Source organism: Actinoplanes awajinensis subsp. mycoplanecinus, assembly GCF_001509495.1.
Lineage (GTDB): Bacteria > Actinomycetota > Actinomycetes > Mycobacteriales > Micromonosporaceae > Actinoplanes > Actinoplanes palleronii.
Genome location: NZ_LLZH01000337.1, coordinates 22376 through 41775, shown reverse-complemented (window position 1 = coordinate 41775; position 19400 = coordinate 22376). Strand labels below are relative to the sequence as shown.

The following is a 19400-nucleotide window of genomic DNA, read 5'->3' as shown; positions in this document are numbered from 1 at the left end:
CGACCAACATCGCCCGCGCCACCCGCCAAGCCAGCCATCAATCAAACACCCTGATCACCGCCGTGACCAGCAGCTATCCGACTACGCAATGACCCTGGGCAGTAACCCCGCCCGGAAGGTGCCGAAGCCGCACCGGCTCGCCTCGACGCGTTCCGCGCTCGCTGATGACCGTCTCGCCGAGCTCACGCAGGCGGCGAGCACCTCCGGAGACGATCCGGAACTCGACTCGCTGATTCTGCGGTTTCACATCGAGACGGCGTGCCGCCGCGGCGGTTTGCTCGCGCTACGACCCAAGGATCTCGATGTCGAGCAGTGTCTGGTGTTGCTGCGGGAGAAGGGCGAGACGTTCCGGTGGCAGCCGGTGTCACCGACGTTGATGGCGTTTCTGCAACAGCACGTCCAGGAGCGTGGCTCCCCGGCCGATGGGGTGCTGCTGCGCTATCGCAGTGGTAAGCCGGTTGGCCGGCGCCGCTACGACTACCTGTTCAGTCGTGTCGGTGAGCTGCTGCCGTGGGTCAGGGTGCAGATGATCTCTGCGCACTGGTTGCGCCATACGACCTTGACGTGGGTAGAACGCGTTTACGGCTACGCCGTTGCGCTCGCCTACGCCGGGCATGCCGAAACGCCGAACGATGCCGGCACTACGGCTCGGTATGTGAAAGCAACGTTGGAGGAGATCGCAACGGCGTTGTCCGGGTTGTCTGGTGAGGCGCACCCGCTTGCCTTGCAGGGCAAGGTTCCGGTGCTCAACCTTCCCGAAGGCTCCCTGGTGGGGGAGTACTTCTAAGCAAGAGTCGAGGCGACGGGCAGCGAGAGCTGGCCGTCGCCTTCGCCGGAGGGCCAGTTTGCTCAGTTGATCCTCCGAGACTGTCGTGGGCTAGGGTCGGCTTTTTGGGCAGACTCTTTGTGTCGGCAGCTACCGCTCTGGACATCAGTGGTCGATGTCTGAAGACTGCGTTGCGTGTCATCGCCGTCGCACAGTGCCGCTTCCTCTGCGTTGGGGTATCTCTATCAGTCGCAGTGGCCGCTTCTCGAGCTGCTGCGACGCAGCGACGAACGTCCGGACGCCGCGATCACGCTGGAGCTGCATGACGATGTGGCATGGGAGACCGGCCGGTCGCCGGTCGAGTTGCTTCAGCTCAAGCACCACACGCATACCGGACGTAGCCTTGGTGACAAAGATATGGATATCTGGCGCACCATCCGTGCGTGGATGGACACGGTCTCGGTGTCCGATCCAGCTGGCCCGCTGCTGACGATGGTCACTACGCAGATTGCCGCGGCAGGAAGTGCGGCTGCACTGCTGCGACCGACCGACCGAGATCCTGTGGAGGCGTGCCGGCTTCTTGAGAATGCTGCGGTCGAATCCAAGAATGAGGCGAGTGCCAGCAACCGCGAGGCGTTTCTCAACCTCACCGCAGCGGCACGCGCCGTGTTCGTCGGCAGGATCTACGTTCTCGACAACGCACCGCACATTGGCGACCTGGACGATGAGATCCGGCGCGCTCTACGGTTCGTTCTGCCTCGCGGTCACGAGGACACCTTCATGGGGCTGCTGTGGAACTGGTGGCATGCCAAGGCCGTTGACCTCCTGCTTGGCAAACAGCGCGCGGTCACTGCCGTCGATGTCATGGTGCAGGTAGATGACATCCGCGATCAGTTCGCCCACGACAACTTGCCGACACTGGTAGGACCCGACTCGCTTGACGCCACCGAACAGGCCGCTTACCTCGACCACCGGTTTGTCCATCAGATGCGGTGGGTCGGCATGCCTCCAGTGCTTATCCAGAAAGCCATCATCGACTACTACCGTGCGTACCAGCAGTCCGCAGGGTGGGTGGAGGACGACCTGATCGGCTGGGACAAGCTCGCCTCGTTCGAAGACAAGCTGCGCGACGAGTGGGAACGCGAGTTCGAATGGATGATCGCCAGCCTCCCGCCGGACGCCGACGACAGCGTCAAGCAAGAGGCTGGTCGGCAGCTGCTCCGCGACGCTCTCGGTCGAGCCTTTCGGATCCGTGAGCGCTACAACGAGCCATTCTTTTGTCGCGGCAAACATCATGAGTTGGCCGACCGCGAGTTGGTCGGCTGGCATCCGGAGTTCCGGATCCTGCTGGAGTCGCTTCTTCTGCCGGCGGTGAATGCTTGAGCTCCTGGCACAACCGGCCGCAAGTGACGGCGGCCTATCTCAACCCTGCATTGATAGCCTCGATCATCGCGACCGCGGCGCGTAGCTATGAAACAGGCCGGCAGCAACCTATGGCCTGGCCGTTGGCCTTCATCGTGGTGCCGCTGCTGCTGCACCGGCCGACCCGTGAACAGCTGCCCAGCAGCACCGCCACGCACCTATCGACGTGGATCTCGCGTAACGCCTTGCTGCAGGCAGGATTCGCTGAACGTGCGGCGAGTCTCGTCCCGCCGATCCGCGAAGGGCTGCGGTTCGGCCTGCGGCATGGCGCGCTGACCATCATCAACGGCGGACTCAGCGGCTCCTTGCGACCAGCCGCTGGTGCTGACCTGCGGTCGTTGTTCAACTCCGCCAGAATGGTCGGCCGCTGGCTGGCTAAGACTGAGCACCCTGCCACCGTTTTCGCTCTCTTCGGCGTGGAGCCCTGAACCATGAACCTGCGGTCCATCATCTTGTACAACCACGCCGGCGACCGTCGTGTAGTTGCATTCCGACCTGGTGAACTCAACATCGTCACAGGATGGTCGGCGACCGGAAAGAGCGCCCTGCTCGACATCACCGAGTTTTGTCTCGGCCGCGACACCGTCACCATGCCGGTCGGGCCGATCACCGACACCGTCGCCTGGTATGCAGTCCTGGTACAGCTGCCCACCACGCGAGCGTTCGTCGCGAGGCCCGCTCCCCGCGCCGGACGTGCCTCCACCCAACAAGCGATGCTGGAACTGGGCGCGGACCTGGAACCGCTCGACTTCGCTGACCTCAGCGTTAACGCCAACTCTGACACGGTTCGTGAACAGCTCGGCCGGCTCATCGGGATCCAGGAGAATCTGAACGTGCCCGAGGCAGGCGCACTACGCGCACCTCTGGAAGCCCACCTCGGGCACGCCGTGCTGCTTTGCTTGCAGCGGCAAGGCGAGATCGGAAACCGAGACCTGCTTTTTCATCGGCAAGGCGAGCCTGGGATCCGCCAAGCGCTGATTGACACCTTGCCGTATTTTCTCGGCGCGGTCCCCGCGGACCAGGCGCTGAAACGCCAGCAGCTACAGGTAGCCCGCCGCCACCTGCGCCGGATACAGGCGGACGGCGAGACCGCCGCGCGGCTCAACGCCGACGTCGAGGTCGAACTACGGGCGCTGGTGACCGAGGCACACGCCAAGGGCATGCTGCCCAGCCCCGACATCGGAGGCCGCGACGAGGCGATCAATGCCCTCAGCTCGCTGCTTCAGACACCCCTCACCGACGAACCAGCGTCGACGTCGGTCGACACCGAACTGCGATCGCTGGAACAGCAGCGCAACGCCCTGCGCCAACGGCTACGCGAACTCGCCGAGCAACGAGCCCTGTTCGATGATCAAGAACGAGGCGAGAACGGCTACCAGGACGCCGCTCGAAAGGGAGCGAACAGACTGCGGAGCCTGCGGCTGATGCCCGGCCGCAGCAAGGAGAGCGAAGCCGCTTGCCCGATGTGCGGCAGCGAACTCGCCGAACCGGACCCGCACATCAGAGACCTGCAAGCGACGCTTGACACGATCACCCACCAGCTCCGCGCCGTCGAAACAGCTCAACCACGGCGGGTAGCGGCCATGACAGAACTCGAAAGGGCCGCTGACGAGACCCGGCAGGATCTGCGCACCGTCGAAAGCGCCATCGCGGGTCTACGAGCAACAGACAGAGCTATCGAGCAGTCACGCAACCTCGCCGAGAGCCGCGCCTTCACCCGAGGTCGCATCGACCTTTATCTGACACGCCTGCGTCGCTCCGGCAACGAGGGTGAGCTGGCCGACCTTCGACTGCGGTATCAGCTCGCCAAACGCACCGTGGACCAGCTCGCCGCAGAGCTCGACCCCGACGAAGAACGGGAGCAGCTGACGTCACGACTGCTCGCGATCGCCGACGACATGACGCAATGGGCCGATCAACTCCTTCTCGAGCATCGCGGCCGCAACGTGCGCCTAGACCTGAGCCGGCTCACCATCGTCACCGACACAGACACCGGCCCAGCACCGCTATTCCGAATCGGCAGCGCAGAGAACTGGATCGGTTATCACCTCATCGCCCACCTGGCATTGCATCGCTATTTCGTCCGCCAAGGCCGTCCCGTCCCGCACCTGTTGATGCTGGACCAGCCCACCCAGGCCTACTACCCGTCCGAGGTAGAACAACGGCAAGGCACCCCCAGCGACAACGATGACAGAGCCGCAGTCCGGCGGCTTTTCGAACTCATGCGCGATGTCGCTACAGAACTCGCCCCCGAACTGCAGATCATCGTGTCCGACCACGCCGATCTACCCGAACGCTGGTTCCAGGAAGCCGTACGCCATAACTGGAGGAGAGGAGACGCTCTCATCCCGCAGGAGTGGATCGATGGCAAAGCCAAGTGACTAAAGCGTGGTTAGGGATTTTGAGTGTTTCGCAGCAGAACTGACTGAGGGGTATCTCTGCCGATCGTGCTGAATGGTGTCGGCCTTGGGAGGGTGATCTGGTCCTCAAGGCAGAGGAGTTGCTCGCTTTTCCCTGCCTTGCATGAGTTCCTCGATAGCGATGTCGGCGTCTCGGTCGTTAATTCGGATGACCGTGCGGTATGCCTCTCCGAGTTGACTACTGAGTTGGTCTATCCGGGCTGCGCATTCCATAGACAAGATGAAAACCATTGCCTGGCTACGACGGTGTGAAATGGGTTCTGGCCCACTTTCGGGGAACCGAGACGGCCCCGGCGCAGTCCGCGGGTGTCCACTGTGTAGCTTCTCGGGTTCGTGGATCTTGACCTGACCGTGCTTCTTCCTCACCTCACCGACGTTGAACTTGAGCAGATCGAGGTCACCGAGGGGCTGCTGGTGATCCACGCAGCGCCGAAGGCTGTCAGCGTGAACTGCCCGCGCTGCGCGGTGGCGACGCGGAAAGTCCACGACCGGTACGTACGCCGGCTGGCCGACGTGGCCCTCGGTGGCCGGAAGGTGCTGATCAGGGTGCGGGTCCGGCGGTTCGTCTGTGTGAGCGCCGCCTGTCCTGCGCGTACGTTCGTCGAACAGGTCTACGGGCTGACGAGCCGATATGCCCGGCGTAGCCCACCACTGCGCATGATGCTGGAGGCGATCGGGTTGGCGTTGTGTGCCCGGGCCGGTGCCCGGGCCGGTGCCCGGGCCGGTGCCCGGCTCGCGGCTCGGCTTGGTGTCGCGGCCTCCGAGCGCACCGCGTTGCGCACCGTGTTCCGGGCCAACCCCAACTTCCGCGCGATCGCCTTGATCGACATCCCCTCGGCCCGATGCAGCCGACGGATCTCTGCCCACTCCTCCACCAAGATCACCCTCTCAGGTAACGGGACGGAAGGGGTCAAGATTCACCCGTCCAGAAAGGGTCAGTTTTCAGGCGCCGTCGACACAGGCGATCCCAGACGACCTGCAGTTGGCCATCGAAGGTGTCGTCCTGCTCGGGAGCCAGGGGACCTCGTCGAGCACCACGAGGCACGGCTGATCGGGCAGCGTTCCCGGAGCAGGCGCAGCATGTCGCTCCAGCCGCCGGACGGGGGAGTAGCGGGCAGCAACCCGTGGTCGTTCGGCAGAGCGGACTCGGTCAGATCGGTGAGGAACTGGGTCGTCGACTCGGTAACCGATGCGCCTTTGACTGCAGTGAAGTACGGGTAGGGCAGGCCGAACGGTCGCAGAGCTCCTGGACCAGACGCGATTTGCCGGCCTGCCGCGGATCGCGACGGCGAGGCCTGTTCCGGCTCTGGTGATGTGTTCGATCCGCTTGGTCAGCAGAGCCAGTTCGGTGAGCCGACCGAGACCCGCGCCATTGTCTGGTGACTCTTGATCAGGAGAACCTGTTGGTTACGTCCACTTTCAGGGCCGTGCGCGTTTTCAGGTCGCACGAGCGCCTGCGATGTCGAGACAACCGAAGACAACTATCGCACCGGCGGCAGAGTCAGGTGTCATTGGTCAACAACGCTGGATACGGGTGCCGCGGTCGATGTATGGGCGGGCGGGGAGGTGGGCGACCAGTGCTTGAACGCCGACCGGATGTGGAGCCGGGCGCAGGTAGGGCCATGGGCTATGAGATTCCGAGGGAGCAGCCGGTATCGGGCGTAACGGTGCCGGTTGTGGCGTTGTTGCCGCGGGTGCATCCGGATCATTACGCCGTCACAGTCGTTGACGGTCATGGTCGTATGGGGGCGGCCGCGTCGTTGCAGTTGCTGGGTTGGGAGAGCGGGGCGCTCATCTTTTTCACGGTGGAAGACCGCTTGATCACTGCCGCTGCGGTGGCCGGGTCTGTGGTGCCGACGACTGCTCCGCGTCGGGTGATCACGGCGCGCGGGCATTTGAACCTGCCGGCGAACATTCGCCGGCGGGCGGGGATCGTCGGGGGTGATCGGCTGCTGTTGGTGGCTGATGCGCAGATCGGTTCTTTGCGGATCTACTCACCGAAGGTTCTCGCTCTCGTTCTGCAGTCGGATCTTGTGCGGCGCGGGCTGCGGGCGTAGCCGATCTCGAACCTCCCAGCGAACATCGGCCAGCGCACCGGCGCTACCACTCGTGGTCGGTTGCGGCTGGAGTCGACGATCAGGCTGGCACTTTGTTGATCTATTTGCGGAAGGTCGTCACTCGTAGCTTGTAGGCCCACCACGACGAGCAGACCAGGCAGCGAAAGCGGTCGGGTGTGCGGTTCGGGTCCGCCGGCGATGAACTGTACGTTCACGCCGTGACGCTTGTGCTTCCGTAGTAGTACGGCTTCTGGTCGGCGACCCGATCGATCGGGATCAGCGTGCCGTCCAGGATCGCGTACGCCATTTGGCGGATGCGTCGCAAAGCGGTATCCAAATTGTCAGCGGCGGTGCTGAGCGGGGCGTTCGCCTTTTGGACGTAGGGCCAGGCGGTGGCGATGCCGATCTTTAAGCCGGCCGCGAGGCGGGTGCTCCACCCGCGGAGCAGCCGGCCCGTTCGAATGCGTTCACCCACCGCGAGGTCAACGCTCCGTCGTGGCGTGATACCGCGACGTTGACGCCGCACCTCCGGCCGGTGGTCCATCCCCGTACCACCATCGTGGCCACTCAGCCGCCGTAGACCCTCATCGACCCGGCGACGGGGGACCGTCGTACCCGACGAGAAGGGCGGCCGGCGGCGCGGCGGGAGTGGAAGGCACCTGGAGTTCTTTCGGAGATCTTACGGATGCCGGCGCCGTGAACCGTGCCATCGACCACCGCCGTATTGCGCTGTGAAGGAACGGCCCGCAACGGTGGAGGTACGGCAGATGCGTAAGAGAACCGGTGTCACGATTGCCGCCGCGCTCCTGATGACCGGAGGCGCGGTCGTCACGGGCATCGCGTCGGCCCAGGAGACCCCGAAACCCGCCGCGAAGGGCAGCGCCTCCTCCGGCGCCGCGAAGGACCGCGGCGGCATGGTGCTCGTCCAGTCGAACGATCCGAAGGCGAACTCGATCCTGGCGTTCCGCCGCGCCACGAACGGCAAGCTCACCGCGACCGGCGTGTTCAAGACCGGCGGACGCGGCGGATCACAGAAGGACAACCCGTTCGACCCGCTGGCCTCGCAGGAGTCGCTGGTATTCGACAAGGCCCACCGGACGGTCCTGGTGGTGAACGCCGGAAGCAACACGGTCACCACCTTCCGGGTGCGGGGTGAGCGTCTCGTCGATCCGCAGACCGTGGCCTCCGGCGGCTACTTCCCGACGAGCATCGCGGTGCGCGGCACCAGCGTGTTCGTGCTGAACGCGGGGGGCAAGACGAACGTGACCGGCTTCGAGCTGACCTCCGCCGGACTGAAGAAGGTCAGCGGATCGACGCGGGAGCTGGGCGTCACCAACGCGGTGGTGCCGTTGTTCACCGACTCGCCGCCGCAGGTCGGCTTCACCCCGAACGGCAAGCAGTTGCTGGTGAGCACCAAGAGCAAGAACACCATCGAGGTGTTCGAGGTCGACGGCGTGGGGCGCCTGTCCGCCGAGGCGGTCTCCACCACATCGGTCGGCGCGGTCCCGTTCTCGTTCGTCTTCGACAAGAACGAGCATCTGCTGATGACCGAGGCGGGCAACTCCGGGGTGAGCTCCTACACCGTGGAGAAGAACGGCACGCTGAAGGCCATCACCAGGTCAGTCGAATCCGGCCAGAAGGTGCTGTGCTGGATAGCTCGAGCCGGCGACTTCTTCTACGGCACCAACCCGGGCAGTTCGACCATCAGCCAATATATCGTCGACGACAAGGGCCACGTGGGTCTCGGTGGCAAGCAGGGTGTCATCGCCGACGCCGGCGGCGCCGCCGCGGTCAAGGAGGTCGCCGAGGCCGAAGCTGGTGCGGCGAAGGCTCCCGGCGCCGGGCCGATCGACCTGGCGGCCACGGCCGACGGCAAGCTTCTGTACGTGCAGAACACCCTGGCCGGCACGGTCGAGGGCTTCCAGGTCGGCGCCGACGGCTCGCTGAAGTTGGTGACCACCCTGAAGACCGGCCTGCCGGTGTTCAAGAACGGCTCCGGCATGGAAGGCATCGTCGTCTGGTAATGCGGAAGACACCGATCCCGGTGCAAAGTCGAAGGTCGCGGCTCTGACCGGCGTGCTCGCAGGTCAGAGCCCTACCGTGTGGCCGCTGTCGCTAGTACGGCAGTCGCCGTTCGTGAGGTGACCTCGGATCCTGCAGGAACGAGGACGGCCAACGCATGATCGTCTGTGCGTTGTGGACACAACACCGGAGCTCGCGGTGGCCGAGAGTCACAGCGCAGAGCCTGCCCGGTGGCGACGAACCATCGACCTGGTGACCGGGTCGTTCGCGGGCCGGTTCGCCCGGGTTGAGCCCCGCCGGGCGGCCGCGGGGCTCGTCACCGGTCTGCTCGCCGACCTTACGATCAAGACCTGCTGGCAGTTGGCGGAGCAGGCTGGACACGCCCGGCCGGATGCGATGCAAAGGTTGCTCTACTGGGCGAAGTGGGACGCCGACGCAATACGCAAGGTCGTCGCCGACCGGCTAGGTGACCCCGACGGCGTCCTCGTGGTCGACAAGACCGGCGATCTGAAGAAAGTCATGCACCGTCGGCGTCCAGCGCCAATACACCGGCACCGCTGGGCGGATCGAGAACGCGCAGGTCGGCGTGTTCCTGGCCTACGCGAGCAGACACGGTCACACCCTGATCGACCGGCGGGTCTACCTGCCGAAGTCCTAGACCGACGACCGTGACCGATGTGAGCAGGCCGGCGTCCCGCACGACGTCGCCTTCACCACCCGATCCGAGTGGCCGGCGACATGATCACCGCCGCCGTGCAGGCACTGGTCTCGGCCCGCTGGGTCGCCGCGGACGACAACACCTGGCTGCGCAGTGAACTGCGCAAACTGCGCCTCGGTTACGTCCTGGTCCTGGCCCCGGATCACCACCCTCGCCCTGGCCGCACTCGCCGTCCTCGCCATCTGCACCGCCAATGTCCGCACCTCCGATCGCCGCACGCAGCCCGACATGATCGAACTGACCGTCAACGAGATCCGCCGCCTGATCAACGTCCTGCTCATCCACCCGACCCGCAGCATCATCCACCCTTTGCAATGGTCACACTGGCGACGCCGCCACCAAGCACGAGCCAAACGAGCCCACTACACCCGGCACCTCACCCTCGAACTCCACCATGATCACGGATGGCGGGTCAGGTCCGATGTCGACGGACAACGATTCACTAGATCTGGGTCACAGAAGGTGCAACCAGGCATTCACGCCTTTCCTGCGGGGCGCACAAATAGGTGAGTACGGAATCAGCCCTCTCGAATGGCAGCACGGCCACGGTCGATCAGTGCGTCCGCGGTTCAGCGCGGACTGACCAACGGTGTCCTGGTGGCCACCGCCGATGGGTGTGCCCTGTACCGCGCTCTCGGCTGGACTGTGCGAGCGCCGATTGCGGTCGCCCATGTGCCTGACACGGCGGTCAGCGTGCTGCCGTGAATCAGGCGGTCTCGGCGATCAGCAGGCTCAGTTCCTGGACGGGTTCGTCCATGCTCTGCCCGGTCTGTGTCCGGACCAGGCTCAGCGCGAGCTCGGCTAGCAGGCAGAAGCCGCGGGCCTGGACGTGCTCGGCGCCCATCGCTTTCAGGAGTTGTTCGGCGCCGGCGAAGTCGCCGCGGTGTTTGGCGGCGATCACGCCGGCGGCCTGCTGGGCACCCAGGAAGACCGGCCCGGGGCCGGGAGTCTCGGGGGTGCCGGACCCCGCGCTGTCGTTGTGCTCCGGGCCGGTGGTGGTCACGGCGCGAGGATGATCGGGTTGCCGGCGGCGCGGGCCGCGTTGAACCGTTTGGTGACGTCGGTCCAGTTGACCAGGTTCCACAGCCGGTCGACGTAGTCCGGGCGGACGTTCTTGTACTGCAGGTAGTAGGTGTGTTCCCAGGCGTCGAAGACCAGGATCGGCGTGGAGCCCTGACCGACGTTGCCGTGGTGGTCGTAGATCTGCTCGACGATGAGCCGCTGCGACAGCGGCTCCCAGGCGAGCACGCCCCAGCCGGAGCCCTGCACGCCCTTGGTCGCGGTGGACAGCTGGGCCGTGAACGCCTCGAACGAGCCGAAGTGTTCGGCGATCGCGAAGGCGTTCGCACGGGTCACGTTCCTCTCCGACCAGCGCGCCGATCTGGCCCGGGTGAGTGTGCCGACGCTGGTGGTGCAGTCGGCGACCGACGCGATCGCGCCGCCCGAGGTGGGTGCCTACATTGAGATCCGCCGATAAATTTACAGTCCCGGCGAACACGCTTATTTTGATGAGTGAGCCGTGAAATCGGAGACCGTGCCACTTGCCGTTTGGCATCGGACCGCGGACGGGAAACCGTGCTCAGCAACATCGGCGCATTGATGGCGGTGGCACCATGGGAGCCGCGTGATCGAGCGGGCGCAGCTGACTGGCAGCCAGGCGCCCCGGCTGCCGTGGGCAGCCGCGCTGTGCCGTTCAGAATGCCGAAAATTCCTGCGCGCGGGTCGCGGACACCTGCACTGCGGGGTGCCACGCCCGCTGCCAGGCGGCCGTCGGCGCGGGCGGGTACGCCGCGATCAACGAAGCGGCGTACGTGACCGAGTCACCGTTACCGGCAGTGCACGCCGACCGCAGCGCCTGAATGGCGACAACTTGACTGCTCGTATTGCGGCGGAGTGGTTCAAGAGGGCTCAGTGAAGCTGGATGCAAGCCGATCGGAGGGGTACGGACGGTCGAGCGCTGACCGTGACAGTGTCCGGTTTTCGGCTGGTTGCTGCCTTGGCACGGTACGAGATGAGAACCGCGATGGTTACCCGAGCTGCTGGCACCGAAGTGGCCGCCTCAGGCGCCGATGGCAGATGGTCGTTCGCGGACCTCAGCGTCACAGTGAAGATTCTTGCTGGTATCGGTGTCGCGGTCATGGTCGCTGCGATAGTGGGCGTGGTGGGCTTGTGCGCCATGAGCACGGCCGGCGCTTCCGCGGGGAAGATGTACGCCAGCAACGTGGCGAGCATCCAGGCGATAGGTCAGCTTGAGGCGACGGCCCGGCAAGCCCACCTCGATGTCTCCCATCAGGCGATCTCGCAGGATGCGGCGACTATCGCGAATTATGCTGACTCCTTCACCGCGGATCTGGCTGCTTTCGATGTGGCGGTGACCACCTACCAGGCCAGCATGCCGGTAAGTGATCCAGCCATGGTTGCTGATCTGCAGAGCCAGTGGCGGGCCTGGGTCGAGCTCGTCCAGGTGAAGCTGATGGCCCTCGTCGCGGTCAATGACATGGCCAGATGGCAAGAGGTCCGCGATGCCGAGGCTGCACCATTGATGAACAAGATCGACGAGACTCTTGAGGCGCTCAGTGCCGCGGAATCAGCCGACGCCGAACGCAGCGCCGCGGCCGCACGCTCGGGCTACGAGTCCAGCCGTCTGACATGGATGCTCGTGCTCGTGCTCGTGTTGGTGTTCGCGCTCGTGGTCGGGTGCCTGCTTGCCGTAGCCCGGGGAATTGGGTCGCGGTGATGATCGTCGAGCCGTGTGAAGAGGCGTGGGACGCGTTGTTCCGCGCCGATGTAGACCCGCAGTAACGGGTTGCAGCCGTGCGACGAGCCGGCAGGTGGGCCGCGGCGTCTGATGCAGCCGCAACCGACCAAGCCGGTGCGGGATCTAGTGATGTCGCTGCTGCGCAGCAGCATGCAGGAGTCTCACGCTCTCGACCAGCTCAGCAAACGCGCCGCACAAACTCAGGCAGCGACCCTTTCGCGTCGCACCAGGTCGCCGAAAATCATAAGCACGTTGCCGGCGTGTAGTCGGTACTGTTGACACGCTGGCCGTCTCATTGGTGATCGTCCACCGCACCGGGCAGGTGAACCGAGCCGTCGCGGCGCTATCCGGCGGGGGCGAAGCGCCAGGTGCCGGGCGCCTGGATCTGCTGGTGAGAAGCGATATTGGGTCGGCTTGCTCGTCGTAGGCCGCAGCCGCGACGACGGACGTGTTGCCGGATCCCAGCAACGTTGGACGGCCGATGTCGTCCGGGCGCGGACCTGGAACTGTGCCACGACGGCGATCAGGATGACGATATGACCACAGACCTCGCCGTGCTAGCCGAGGACCTCACCAAGTTCTACGGCACTCATCGCGGCATCGAAGGACTTCACCTCGAGGTCAGCGCCGGAGAGATCATGGGTTTCCTGGGCCCGAACGGTGCCGGGAAGACCACCACCATCCGGCTGTTACTGGACTTCCTGCGCCCGACACGCGGCCACGCCACCGTGCTGGGTCTGGACCCGCGCCGCGACAAGGCCCGGCTGCATCGCCGGATCGGTTACCTTCCCGGCGAACTGGCCTTCCCGGGGCGCGAACACGCCGGCGACCTGCTGCGCTTCCTCGGCGACGCGCGCGGCGGCGTGTCGTGGTCGTACGTCACCGACTTGGCCGCTCGGCTCGACCTGGACCTGTCTCGACCGGTCCGGGCCATGAGTAAGGGCAACAAACAGAAGGTCGGCCTGGTCCAGGCGTTCATGCACCAGCCGGCGCTGCTGGTGCTGGATGAGCCCACCAGCGGCTTGGACCCGCTGATGCAGCAGGAGTTCCTGGCCATGGTCCGCGAGGCACGAGCCGCCGGACAGACCGTCTTCATGTCCTCGCACGTGCTCGCCGAAGTTCAGCAGGTCGCCGACCGGGTCGCCATCGTCCGTGACGGACGCCTCGCCGCGGTGGAGCGGGTCGAGTCGCTGGGCCGGCGTGCGGTGCGCACCGTGGAGATCCATTTCGCCGATCCGGTCGATCCTGAAGAGTTCCGTGTGCTGCCCGGTATCACCGATGTGACGGTCTCCGGACCGGTTCTCAAGTGCACCGCCGACGGCCGCCTCGATCCGCTGATCAAAGCCGCGGCCCGGCACGAGGTCATCGATCTGCTCTCCACCGAGCCGGACCTGGAAGAGACGTTCCTGTCGTTCTACTACCACGCGGAAGGAGCCGGCGATGCTGTTGCCTCCGCTGGTGCGTAAGAGCTGGCGCGACGACCGTCGCGCGGTGCTCGGCTGGGCCGTCGGCGTCACGCTGTTCACGCTGATCTACGGCGGCTTCTACAAGCAGTTCAAAGGGGCTGCGGAACTCAAGCAGCAGGCCCTGCCGAAGGGCATGCTGGACTTTCTCGGCGTGGCTGACATGGTTTCGCCCGCCGGCTACCTGCAGGCGAGCATCTTCAGCCTGCTGGGGCCGCTGCTGACGCTGGTCTGCACGATCACGCTGATGGCGCGTACCATTCCGCGGCCGGAGGAGGACGGCGGGATGGAACTGTTGCTGACCGTTCCGGTGTCGCGGATCCGCTTCGCCTGGCAGCGCCTAGCCGCGGCCGGTGCGGTCGCCACCGGCGTCGCGGCCCTGCCCGGCATCGTGCTGCTGTTCGTCGTACCTGGTAGCGGCATGGACATCGCGCTGGCGAAGGTGGCTGCGGCCTCGACCGGCCTGATTGCTTTGACCTGGTGCTTCGGCGGTATCGCGTTCCTGGTGGGCGCGATCAGCGGGCGGCGCGCGACGGTTCTGGCCGTTACCGGAGCCCTCGCCGTGGCCACCTACATGGCACACGTGATCAGCGCAATGACCGGGGGATGGCACTGGCTGCGCTGGCTGTCGCCGTTCTACTACTTCATCGGGACCGACCCGCTGCACACCGGCTGGCACCCGGCACAGCTACTGACTCTGGTGGCGATCGGTGTGCTGACGACGATAGCCGGAGTGATCCTGTTCGACCGGCGCGACGTCGGTGTCTGAGCCGGACCCGTTCCCGCTGGCCGGCGAATGCGCGGCGCTGCTGCGGGTCGCCGCCGGAGACCGGCGGCAGGCGGCAGCCAAAGCGGGAGCTCGGGCAGCCGACGCCGGTCTGGAGCTGCGTGCACTGGTCGACACCATGCTGCAGGTGGCCGCCACGCATTGGCAGGCCACGGGTTCTGATTCCGGCTCGGACGCCTTGGCCCTGCTGGAGTCCGTACGAGAAATTCTTGCCAGTCTGCTGGACGGCCATGCGGGGCAGGCCCGGGCCGAACTCGACCGGCACGGCAGTGAGCGCCTCACCTTCATCAACGACCTGTTCACCGGCCGGGTCGATCCCGGCCGGCTTGCCGAACGCGCGAACCGATACGGCATCCGGCTCTCCGCGGCACACACCGTTCTGGTGGGCCGTGGCTCGGGAATCACCCCGGAGATCACGCGACGCATCGACACCGCTCTCGCTGCCCGGTTCGGCGCAGGCAACACCCTCACCGCCCTGCGCGACGGCGAACTGGTCTGCGTCAGCGCCGGTGGCCTGCGAGGTATCGACGCCGAACTCGCCCACCTGTTGCTCGGCGAACTCGGCACCGGATGCTGGCAGGTCGCCGTCGGCCGCCCGCACCCCGGCCTGTCAGGGCTGACCACCTCGCTGGAGGAAGCACGCAACGCCCTGGACCACGCCGCCAAACTCCACTTCACCAGCCCATTGCTCAATGCCGCCGACCTGCTCGTCTTCCCGGTGCTGCTGCGCGACCGCGAGGCCATCGTCGACCTGGTCACCACGGTGCTCGGGCCGCTGGTCACGGCCCGCGGCGGTCCGGGCTCCTACCTGGACGTGCTCAGCGTGCTCTTCGACAACCAAGGCAACTACACCGCGACAGCACGCCAGATGCACCTGTCGGTCCGGGCAGTCACCTACCGCCTCGACCGCATCCGCGACCTGACCGGTTACCACCCTGGCGAACCCACCCAACGGTTCACCCTGCAGGCCGCTGTCCTCGGCGCACGCCTGCTGAACTGGCCGACTCCGTAGCTGCGACAACCGGGGCCGTCGCCGACGGCCCGTCACTGCAGGAGGCTCTCGGCCGGTATCGGCCCGACGTCGCGATCGTCGATGTCCGGTTGCCGCCGACCGTCACCGACGAGGTACGGCGGGCCGCGCTCGCCACCCGACGCCGCCCGCCCCATCTGCCGGAACTGGTGCTGTCGCAGTACATCGAGCAGTTGTACGCCCGTGAGCTGCTCGCCGACGGCACCGGCGCGGTCGGGTATCTGCTCAAGGACCGGGTGATCAACGGCGAGCAGTTCGTCGACGCCGTACGGAGGGTCGCGCCCGGCGGCACGGTGATGGAACCACAGGTCATCGCGAAGATGCTCGGTACCGGCAACACCGATCCCGTCCGGCGGCGGGTTTACCGTCCGAGAACAGGCGGTACTTGCCCTCATGGCACAGGGCCGTTCGAACGCCGCCATCGCGCAACGGCTACATCTGAGCGGCAGCGCAGTCGCCAAGCTCGGGCAGCCCAGGATGCGTACCGCGGCAGGCGCCGATTTTGGGAGGTTCTTGGGCGGTAGATGGTGGTGGTCGGTTTGATCAGGTGCGGAGATGGTTGAGAACGAGGAGGTCCGCGTCCTGGATCAGGTCCGATCGCGCTCGAGAAAGGGTGGTGATGGCGTCCGCGACCTGGTGCAAAGCGGTGGGATCGTGGTCCGGCGGGTGCTGAGCGAGCCGGTGGAGTTGATCAAGCGCGTGGGAGGCCTGCATGGCAACGTGCAGTAGGAGAGTGACCAGATGTTGTGTCGCCTCAGCTTCCGCTGACGGTGCAGGGTGATCTTTCATGTCGCTCCTGGGATCGGATGTGCCGGGCCAGTACTCGCCTCTGGCGACGGATGGGCATCGCCTCGGCTGGGAAGGTCGTTCGTCGTGGCCGACACGCGGGTGGCCGCTGTGTGTTGCGGTCGCCGGTCGGCTCGACCGGCTAGGAGACTCGGTACTGCTCCAGGATGCGCATGGTGTCGACAGCGGCTTCGGACAGCATCGCGACATCGAGCTCCGTGAAGCGACGTGGCGCGGCGTCGAGGACACAGTGGGCGCCGAGGATCTGCCCGGTGTCGTCGCGTAGCGGTACACCGGCGTAGCTACGCAGGCCGGTGATGGCCATGATCGGGTTGTCGGCGTGCTGCGGATCGGTGTCGCTGTTCGTGAGGCAGTACGGGCTGCCGGCGAGGACGGTGCGGGTGCACAGCGCCCATTCTGCGGGGGTTCCTTGCAGTTGCGCGGCGGTGTCGGGCAAGCCGTGGTGGCCGATGATGAACTGTGCGCTGTCGAGCAGGATGGAAACCATGGAGACCGGCGCCTGCAGCCGGGCGGCGCTGCGGGCGGCGATGCGGTCGAGTTGCCGGTGCATGCCGGTGTCGAACAGGTCGTAGCCGGCGAGACGCTGCATCCGGGCGGGTTCGCCGAGTCGGCTGAACAGGTCGGTGTTGGTCTTCAGGTTCATGTGGCGCTCCGGGTGGCGAGCTGGGCGGCGGCGAGGTGGGTGTGTGAGGTGAGACGGATCCGCAGTGCCAGGGCACACAATCTGCTGACCGGGTCCAGGGTGGTCATGGCTTCCAGCAGCCGCTGCAGGGTGGGCTCGTCGCTTTCGTTGCCAGTCAAGGAGGCAGCGGCCAGCAGCCGTTCCCACGCGGAACGTCCGCTGTAGCCGTGGACGCGATGCATGGCGTCGCGTGCGTCGGACATGGTGGGCCGCCGCATCCCGTACGCGCTGCCGTCTGAATGCGGCGGGGTCACGTGATCTCCCTGGGTAGATGCTGCCGCCAGCAGGACGTGCTGGGCAGCTGATGGTCTGCGGGTGAGGGATGTCAGTGGCGGAAACCACCGACGAGGTTGGTCAGGTCGCTGGCGAGCCGGGTGAGGTCACCGGCCGCCTGCTGGGTGGCCTTGGCGCCTTCGGCGGTGGCGTTGGCGACCTCGGCCACACCGGAGACGGTGCGGGCGACATCGCCGGAGTTGGTGGCCGCTTCGGCGACCGAGCGGCTCATCTCGGCGGTGGTCGCGGTCTGTTCCTCCACGGCCGAGGCGATGGTGGTGGTGTAGTCACCGATGCGGCCGATGACGTCGGTGATCTCCCCGATGGCCTGGGTGGCGGTACCGCTGGACTGTTGCAGGGCGCTGATCCGGGCGGTGATCTCGTCGGTGGCCTTGGCGGTCTGCTGCGCCAGGTCCTTGACCTCGCCGGCGACGACCGCGAAGCCCTTGCCGAGTTCACCGGCGCGGGCGGCTTCGATGGTGGCGTTGAGCGCGAGCAGGTTCGTCTGCTCGGCGATGGTGGTGATCAGCCGGACCACGTCGCCGATCTCGGCGCTGGCCGAGCCGAGTTCGGCGACCTGGGAGTTGGTGCGTTCGGCGACCGCCATGCCTTTCTGCGCGACCTCGGCTGCCTGACCGGCGCTGGAGGCGATCTCGGTGATCGACGCGCTCATCTGCTCGGCGCCCGCGGCGATCGACTGGACACCGGCGTTGACCTGTTCCGAGGCGACGGTCGCCGAGTTGGCGCGCTCCGCGGCCTCGGCCGCGCCGGACTGCAGCTGGGCGCTGACCGCGGACAGCTCCTCGGACGCGCTGGCCAGCGTCACCGCCGACCCGCCGATCGTGGTGACCGTGTCGCGCAGGGTGGCGAGCGCGGAGTCCAGAGCGCGACCCATCTGGCCCGGCTCGTCGCGCGACTGCAGGCCGGTGGAGCGGGTCAGATCTCCTTGGGCGAGGGCCAGGCACACTTCTTTGACCTTGGTCAGTGACCGGACGATCATCGCGGCCACCCAGGTCCCGGCAGCCAGCGCGATCAGGCAGCCGGCAACGAGCACGATGATCGAGGTGAGGCGGCTGGTGGTGTAGCTGGAACGCGCCGCCGCGGCGTTCTTAGCGGCATCGGCGGACTCGGCGGCCGACAGCGCGTCGAGGTCCTGCTTGATCTTCGCCAGCAGCGGCGCCGCCTCGGTGTCGCGCACTTTCTGCCATCCGGCCATATCGTTGGCGATGCCCAGGGCGAGGAACTTGGTCTTGACGAGGGTGACCCAGGCCTGCCATTGCGTTTGCAGGTCGGCGACCACCGCGGGATCTCCGGTCGGCTCGCTGGCTTGGTAGTTGGCCAGGGCCTCGTCGTAGGCGTCGAGGTCGGCGGTGAAGGCCTGTGTGTATTTCTCGACGGTCGCGGTGTCCTGGGAGATCGCCTGGTTGCCGACATCGAGCCGGGCCTGCCGGGTCGTTGCCTCGATGCTTCCGATGCCTTTGAGGCTGGCCACGTTGCTGCGGTACAGGAGGTCTGCGGAATCGCTTGCTGTGCGTAGCGCTGTCAGGCCCACTATGCCGACGATCACCGCGACCAGGACGGCAATCGCGATAACGCCGAGGATCTTGGTCTTGATACTGAGGTTGGCGAAGGAAAGCCCGCTGCGCGGGCCGGCAGGGGCGGTAGCAGTATCCGTGCTCATGATGGTTCTCATCTCGTGACGTCCCAGGGCAGCGATCCGGGGCGGAGCCGGAGGCCGTCACGGTCAGCGTCGCGCCGTCCGCATTAGTCCCGATCGGTTGCGAGGTGGTTTCGCTGAGCCCTACCTGGGGACGTGGAAAAGGTCCGCCGCTCAGACGCCGGGGCTTGGCTCCGGCGACGCATTGGTAGTTGTCGACCTTGCAATGCGGGATCCCGGTTTCAGCACACTGTCGGTCTGGGCGTGATAGCCACCGCCGTCGCGACGTGACACAGCGGGATCTGACCGGCTGGACAGGTGCCGGGACGTTGCGGCTGGCGTGAGCGGAGGATGACCGGACTGCGCCGAAAGCCGGCCGACGCCGCTGCGACGACCGGACTGCTGCGCGAGCAGCTGGAGACGGCGGCAGCGGCCATGACGTACCCGGGCAACGCGGATTTGTACATCTGCGGAGTGTGAGAGCCCCGTGCATCTGCTGCAGGGTCTGTTGGACAACACCTCCGACGGGCAGCCGGAG

The 19400-nt window shown here is 66.1% G+C and carries 19 protein-coding genes and 4 pseudogenes; 15 read left to right on the top strand and 8 right to left on the bottom strand.

Annotation, left to right across the window (positions count from 1 at the left end; all coding sequences use genetic code 11):
• The 5 genes and pseudogenes from ADL15_RS47520 to ADL15_RS56945 form a co-directional block, all read left to right on the top strand.
• A partial coding sequence (locus ADL15_RS47520; protein ID WP_232345048.1) for a tyrosine-type recombinase/integrase occupies positions 1-787 on the top strand: 787 nt, incomplete at its 5' end.
• Positions 788-961: 174 nt separating this feature from the next.
• Positions 962-2149, top strand: a complete 1188-nt coding sequence (locus tag ADL15_RS47515; RefSeq protein WP_067706985.1) for an ABC-three component system protein — start codon at positions 962-964, stop codon at positions 2147-2149.
• Complete coding sequence (locus tag ADL15_RS47510) at positions 2146-2616, top strand: three component ABC system middle component (RefSeq protein WP_083972602.1); 471 nt, start codon at positions 2146-2148, stop codon at positions 2614-2616. The genes ADL15_RS47515 and ADL15_RS47510 overlap by 4 nt, the downstream gene beginning before the upstream one ends.
• Before the next feature lie 3 nt (positions 2617-2619).
• Positions 2620-4569, top strand: coding sequence for a DUF3732 domain-containing protein (locus ADL15_RS47505; RefSeq protein WP_067706983.1), 1950 nt, complete (start codon positions 2620-2622; stop codon positions 4567-4569).
• A 372-nt stretch (positions 4570-4941) separates the two neighbouring features.
• Positions 4942-5166, top strand: a pseudogene (locus tag ADL15_RS56945) (transposase family protein); the annotation flags it as partial.
• Positions 5167-5369: 203 nt separating this feature from the next.
• Here the strand turns inward: ADL15_RS56945 and ADL15_RS54800 are convergent.
• Positions 5370-5492: pseudogene (locus ADL15_RS54800) on the bottom strand (helix-turn-helix domain-containing protein); the annotation flags it as partial.
• Positions 5493-6230: 738 nt separating this feature from the next.
• Here ADL15_RS54800 and ADL15_RS47495 point away from each other — a divergent pair.
• Positions 6231-6665 carry a hypothetical protein gene (locus ADL15_RS47495; RefSeq protein ID WP_157442055.1) on the top strand — a complete coding sequence of 145 codons (435 nt, stop codon included), beginning with the start codon at positions 6231-6233 and terminating at the stop codon, positions 6663-6665.
• A 194-nt stretch (positions 6666-6859) separates the two neighbouring features.
• On the opposite strand, the pseudogene ADL15_RS53755 reads toward ADL15_RS47495, so the two are convergent.
• A pseudogene (locus tag ADL15_RS53755) lies at positions 6860-7209 on the bottom strand (IS5/IS1182 family transposase); the annotation flags it as partial.
• Between the two features lie 223 nt (positions 7210-7432).
• On the opposite strand from ADL15_RS53755, the gene ADL15_RS47490 reads away from it, so the two are divergent.
• Both ADL15_RS47490 and ADL15_RS57445 read left to right on the top strand, forming a co-directional pair.
• Positions 7433-8689, top strand: coding sequence for a lactonase family protein (locus ADL15_RS47490; protein ID WP_157442054.1), 1257 nt, complete (start codon positions 7433-7435; stop codon positions 8687-8689).
• 250 nt (positions 8690-8939) lie between these two features.
• Positions 8940-9786: pseudogene (locus tag ADL15_RS57445) on the top strand (IS701 family transposase); the annotation flags it as partial.
• Positions 9787-10111: 325 nt separating this feature from the next.
• Here the strand turns inward: ADL15_RS57445 and ADL15_RS47480 are convergent.
• Together ADL15_RS47480 and ADL15_RS47475 are read right to left on the bottom strand one after the other, a co-directional pair.
• Positions 10112-10408 carry a superoxide dismutase gene (locus ADL15_RS47480; RefSeq protein WP_067706970.1) on the bottom strand — a complete coding sequence of 99 codons (297 nt, stop codon included), beginning with the start codon at positions 10406-10408 and terminating at the stop codon, positions 10112-10114.
• The gene (locus tag ADL15_RS47475; protein ID WP_269748443.1) at positions 10405-10761 is read right to left on the bottom strand and encodes a Fe-Mn family superoxide dismutase; all 357 of its coding nucleotides are present in this window, start codon (positions 10759-10761) and stop codon (positions 10405-10407) included. Before ADL15_RS47475 ends, ADL15_RS47480 begins: the two co-directional genes overlap by 4 nt.
• Positions 10762-11428: 667 nt before the next feature.
• Here ADL15_RS47475 and ADL15_RS47470 point away from each other — a divergent pair.
• The 4 genes from ADL15_RS47470 to ADL15_RS47455 all read left to right on the top strand — a co-directional run bounded on the left by ADL15_RS47470 (position 11429) and on the right by ADL15_RS47455 (position 15425).
• Complete coding sequence (locus ADL15_RS47470; protein ID WP_198171321.1) at positions 11429-12142, top strand: MCP four helix bundle domain-containing protein; 714 nt, start codon at positions 11429-11431, stop codon at positions 12140-12142.
• Between the two features lie 557 nt (positions 12143-12699).
• On the top strand, positions 12700-13629 hold the full coding sequence (locus tag ADL15_RS47465) for an ABC transporter ATP-binding protein (RefSeq protein WP_067706964.1): 930 nt from the start codon (positions 12700-12702) through the stop codon (positions 13627-13629).
• Positions 13604-14395 carry an ABC transporter permease subunit gene (locus tag ADL15_RS47460; RefSeq protein ID WP_232345046.1) on the top strand — a complete coding sequence of 264 codons (792 nt, stop codon included), beginning with the start codon at positions 13604-13606 and terminating at the stop codon, positions 14393-14395. Before ADL15_RS47465 ends, ADL15_RS47460 begins: the two co-directional genes overlap by 26 nt.
• Positions 14388-15425: a PucR family transcriptional regulator gene (locus tag ADL15_RS47455; RefSeq protein ID WP_067706963.1), complete on the top strand. Its 1038-nt coding sequence runs from the start codon at positions 14388-14390 to the stop codon at positions 15423-15425. Before ADL15_RS47460 ends, ADL15_RS47455 begins: the two co-directional genes overlap by 8 nt.
• A 32-nt stretch (positions 15426-15457) precedes the next feature.
• Here ADL15_RS47455 and ADL15_RS57290 read toward each other — a convergent pair whose 3' ends face one another.
• Complete coding sequence (locus ADL15_RS57290; protein ID WP_067706960.1) at positions 15458-15865, bottom strand: hypothetical protein; 408 nt, start codon at positions 15863-15865, stop codon at positions 15458-15460.
• On the opposite strand from ADL15_RS57290, the gene ADL15_RS57285 reads away from it, so the two are divergent.
• Both ADL15_RS57285 and ADL15_RS53750 read left to right on the top strand, forming a co-directional pair.
• A complete protein-coding gene (locus ADL15_RS57285; RefSeq protein ID WP_394327001.1) occupies positions 15837-15986 on the top strand; it encodes a hypothetical protein in 150 nt (49 codons plus the stop codon). The two genes, ADL15_RS57290 and ADL15_RS57285, sit on opposite strands and share 29 nt — an antisense overlap.
• A 12-nt stretch (positions 15987-15998) precedes the next feature.
• Complete coding sequence (locus ADL15_RS53750; RefSeq protein ID WP_157442053.1) at positions 15999-16172, top strand: hypothetical protein; 174 nt, start codon at positions 15999-16001, stop codon at positions 16170-16172.
• A 199-nt stretch (positions 16173-16371) separates the two neighbouring features.
• Here ADL15_RS53750 and ADL15_RS47445 read toward each other — a convergent pair whose 3' ends face one another.
• The 3 genes from ADL15_RS47445 to ADL15_RS47435 form a co-directional block, all read right to left on the bottom strand.
• On the bottom strand, positions 16372-16893 hold the full coding sequence (locus ADL15_RS47445; RefSeq protein ID WP_067706958.1) for a GAF domain-containing protein: 522 nt from the start codon (positions 16891-16893) through the stop codon (positions 16372-16374).
• Positions 16890-17135 carry a hypothetical protein gene (locus ADL15_RS47440; RefSeq protein ID WP_232345044.1) on the bottom strand — a complete coding sequence of 82 codons (246 nt, stop codon included), beginning with the start codon at positions 17133-17135 and terminating at the stop codon, positions 16890-16892. The genes ADL15_RS47445 and ADL15_RS47440 overlap by 4 nt, the downstream gene beginning before the upstream one ends.
• Before the next feature lie 122 nt (positions 17136-17257).
• A complete protein-coding gene (locus tag ADL15_RS47435) occupies positions 17258-18886 on the bottom strand; it encodes a methyl-accepting chemotaxis protein (protein ID WP_067706952.1) in 1629 nt (542 codons plus the stop codon).
• A gap of 327 nt (positions 18887-19213) precedes the next feature.
• On the opposite strand from ADL15_RS47435, the gene ADL15_RS56750 reads away from it, so the two are divergent.
• A complete protein-coding gene (locus ADL15_RS56750) occupies positions 19214-19342 on the top strand; it encodes a hypothetical protein (protein ID WP_269748442.1) in 129 nt (42 codons plus the stop codon).
• The last annotated feature ends 58 nt before the right edge of the window (positions 19343-19400 follow it).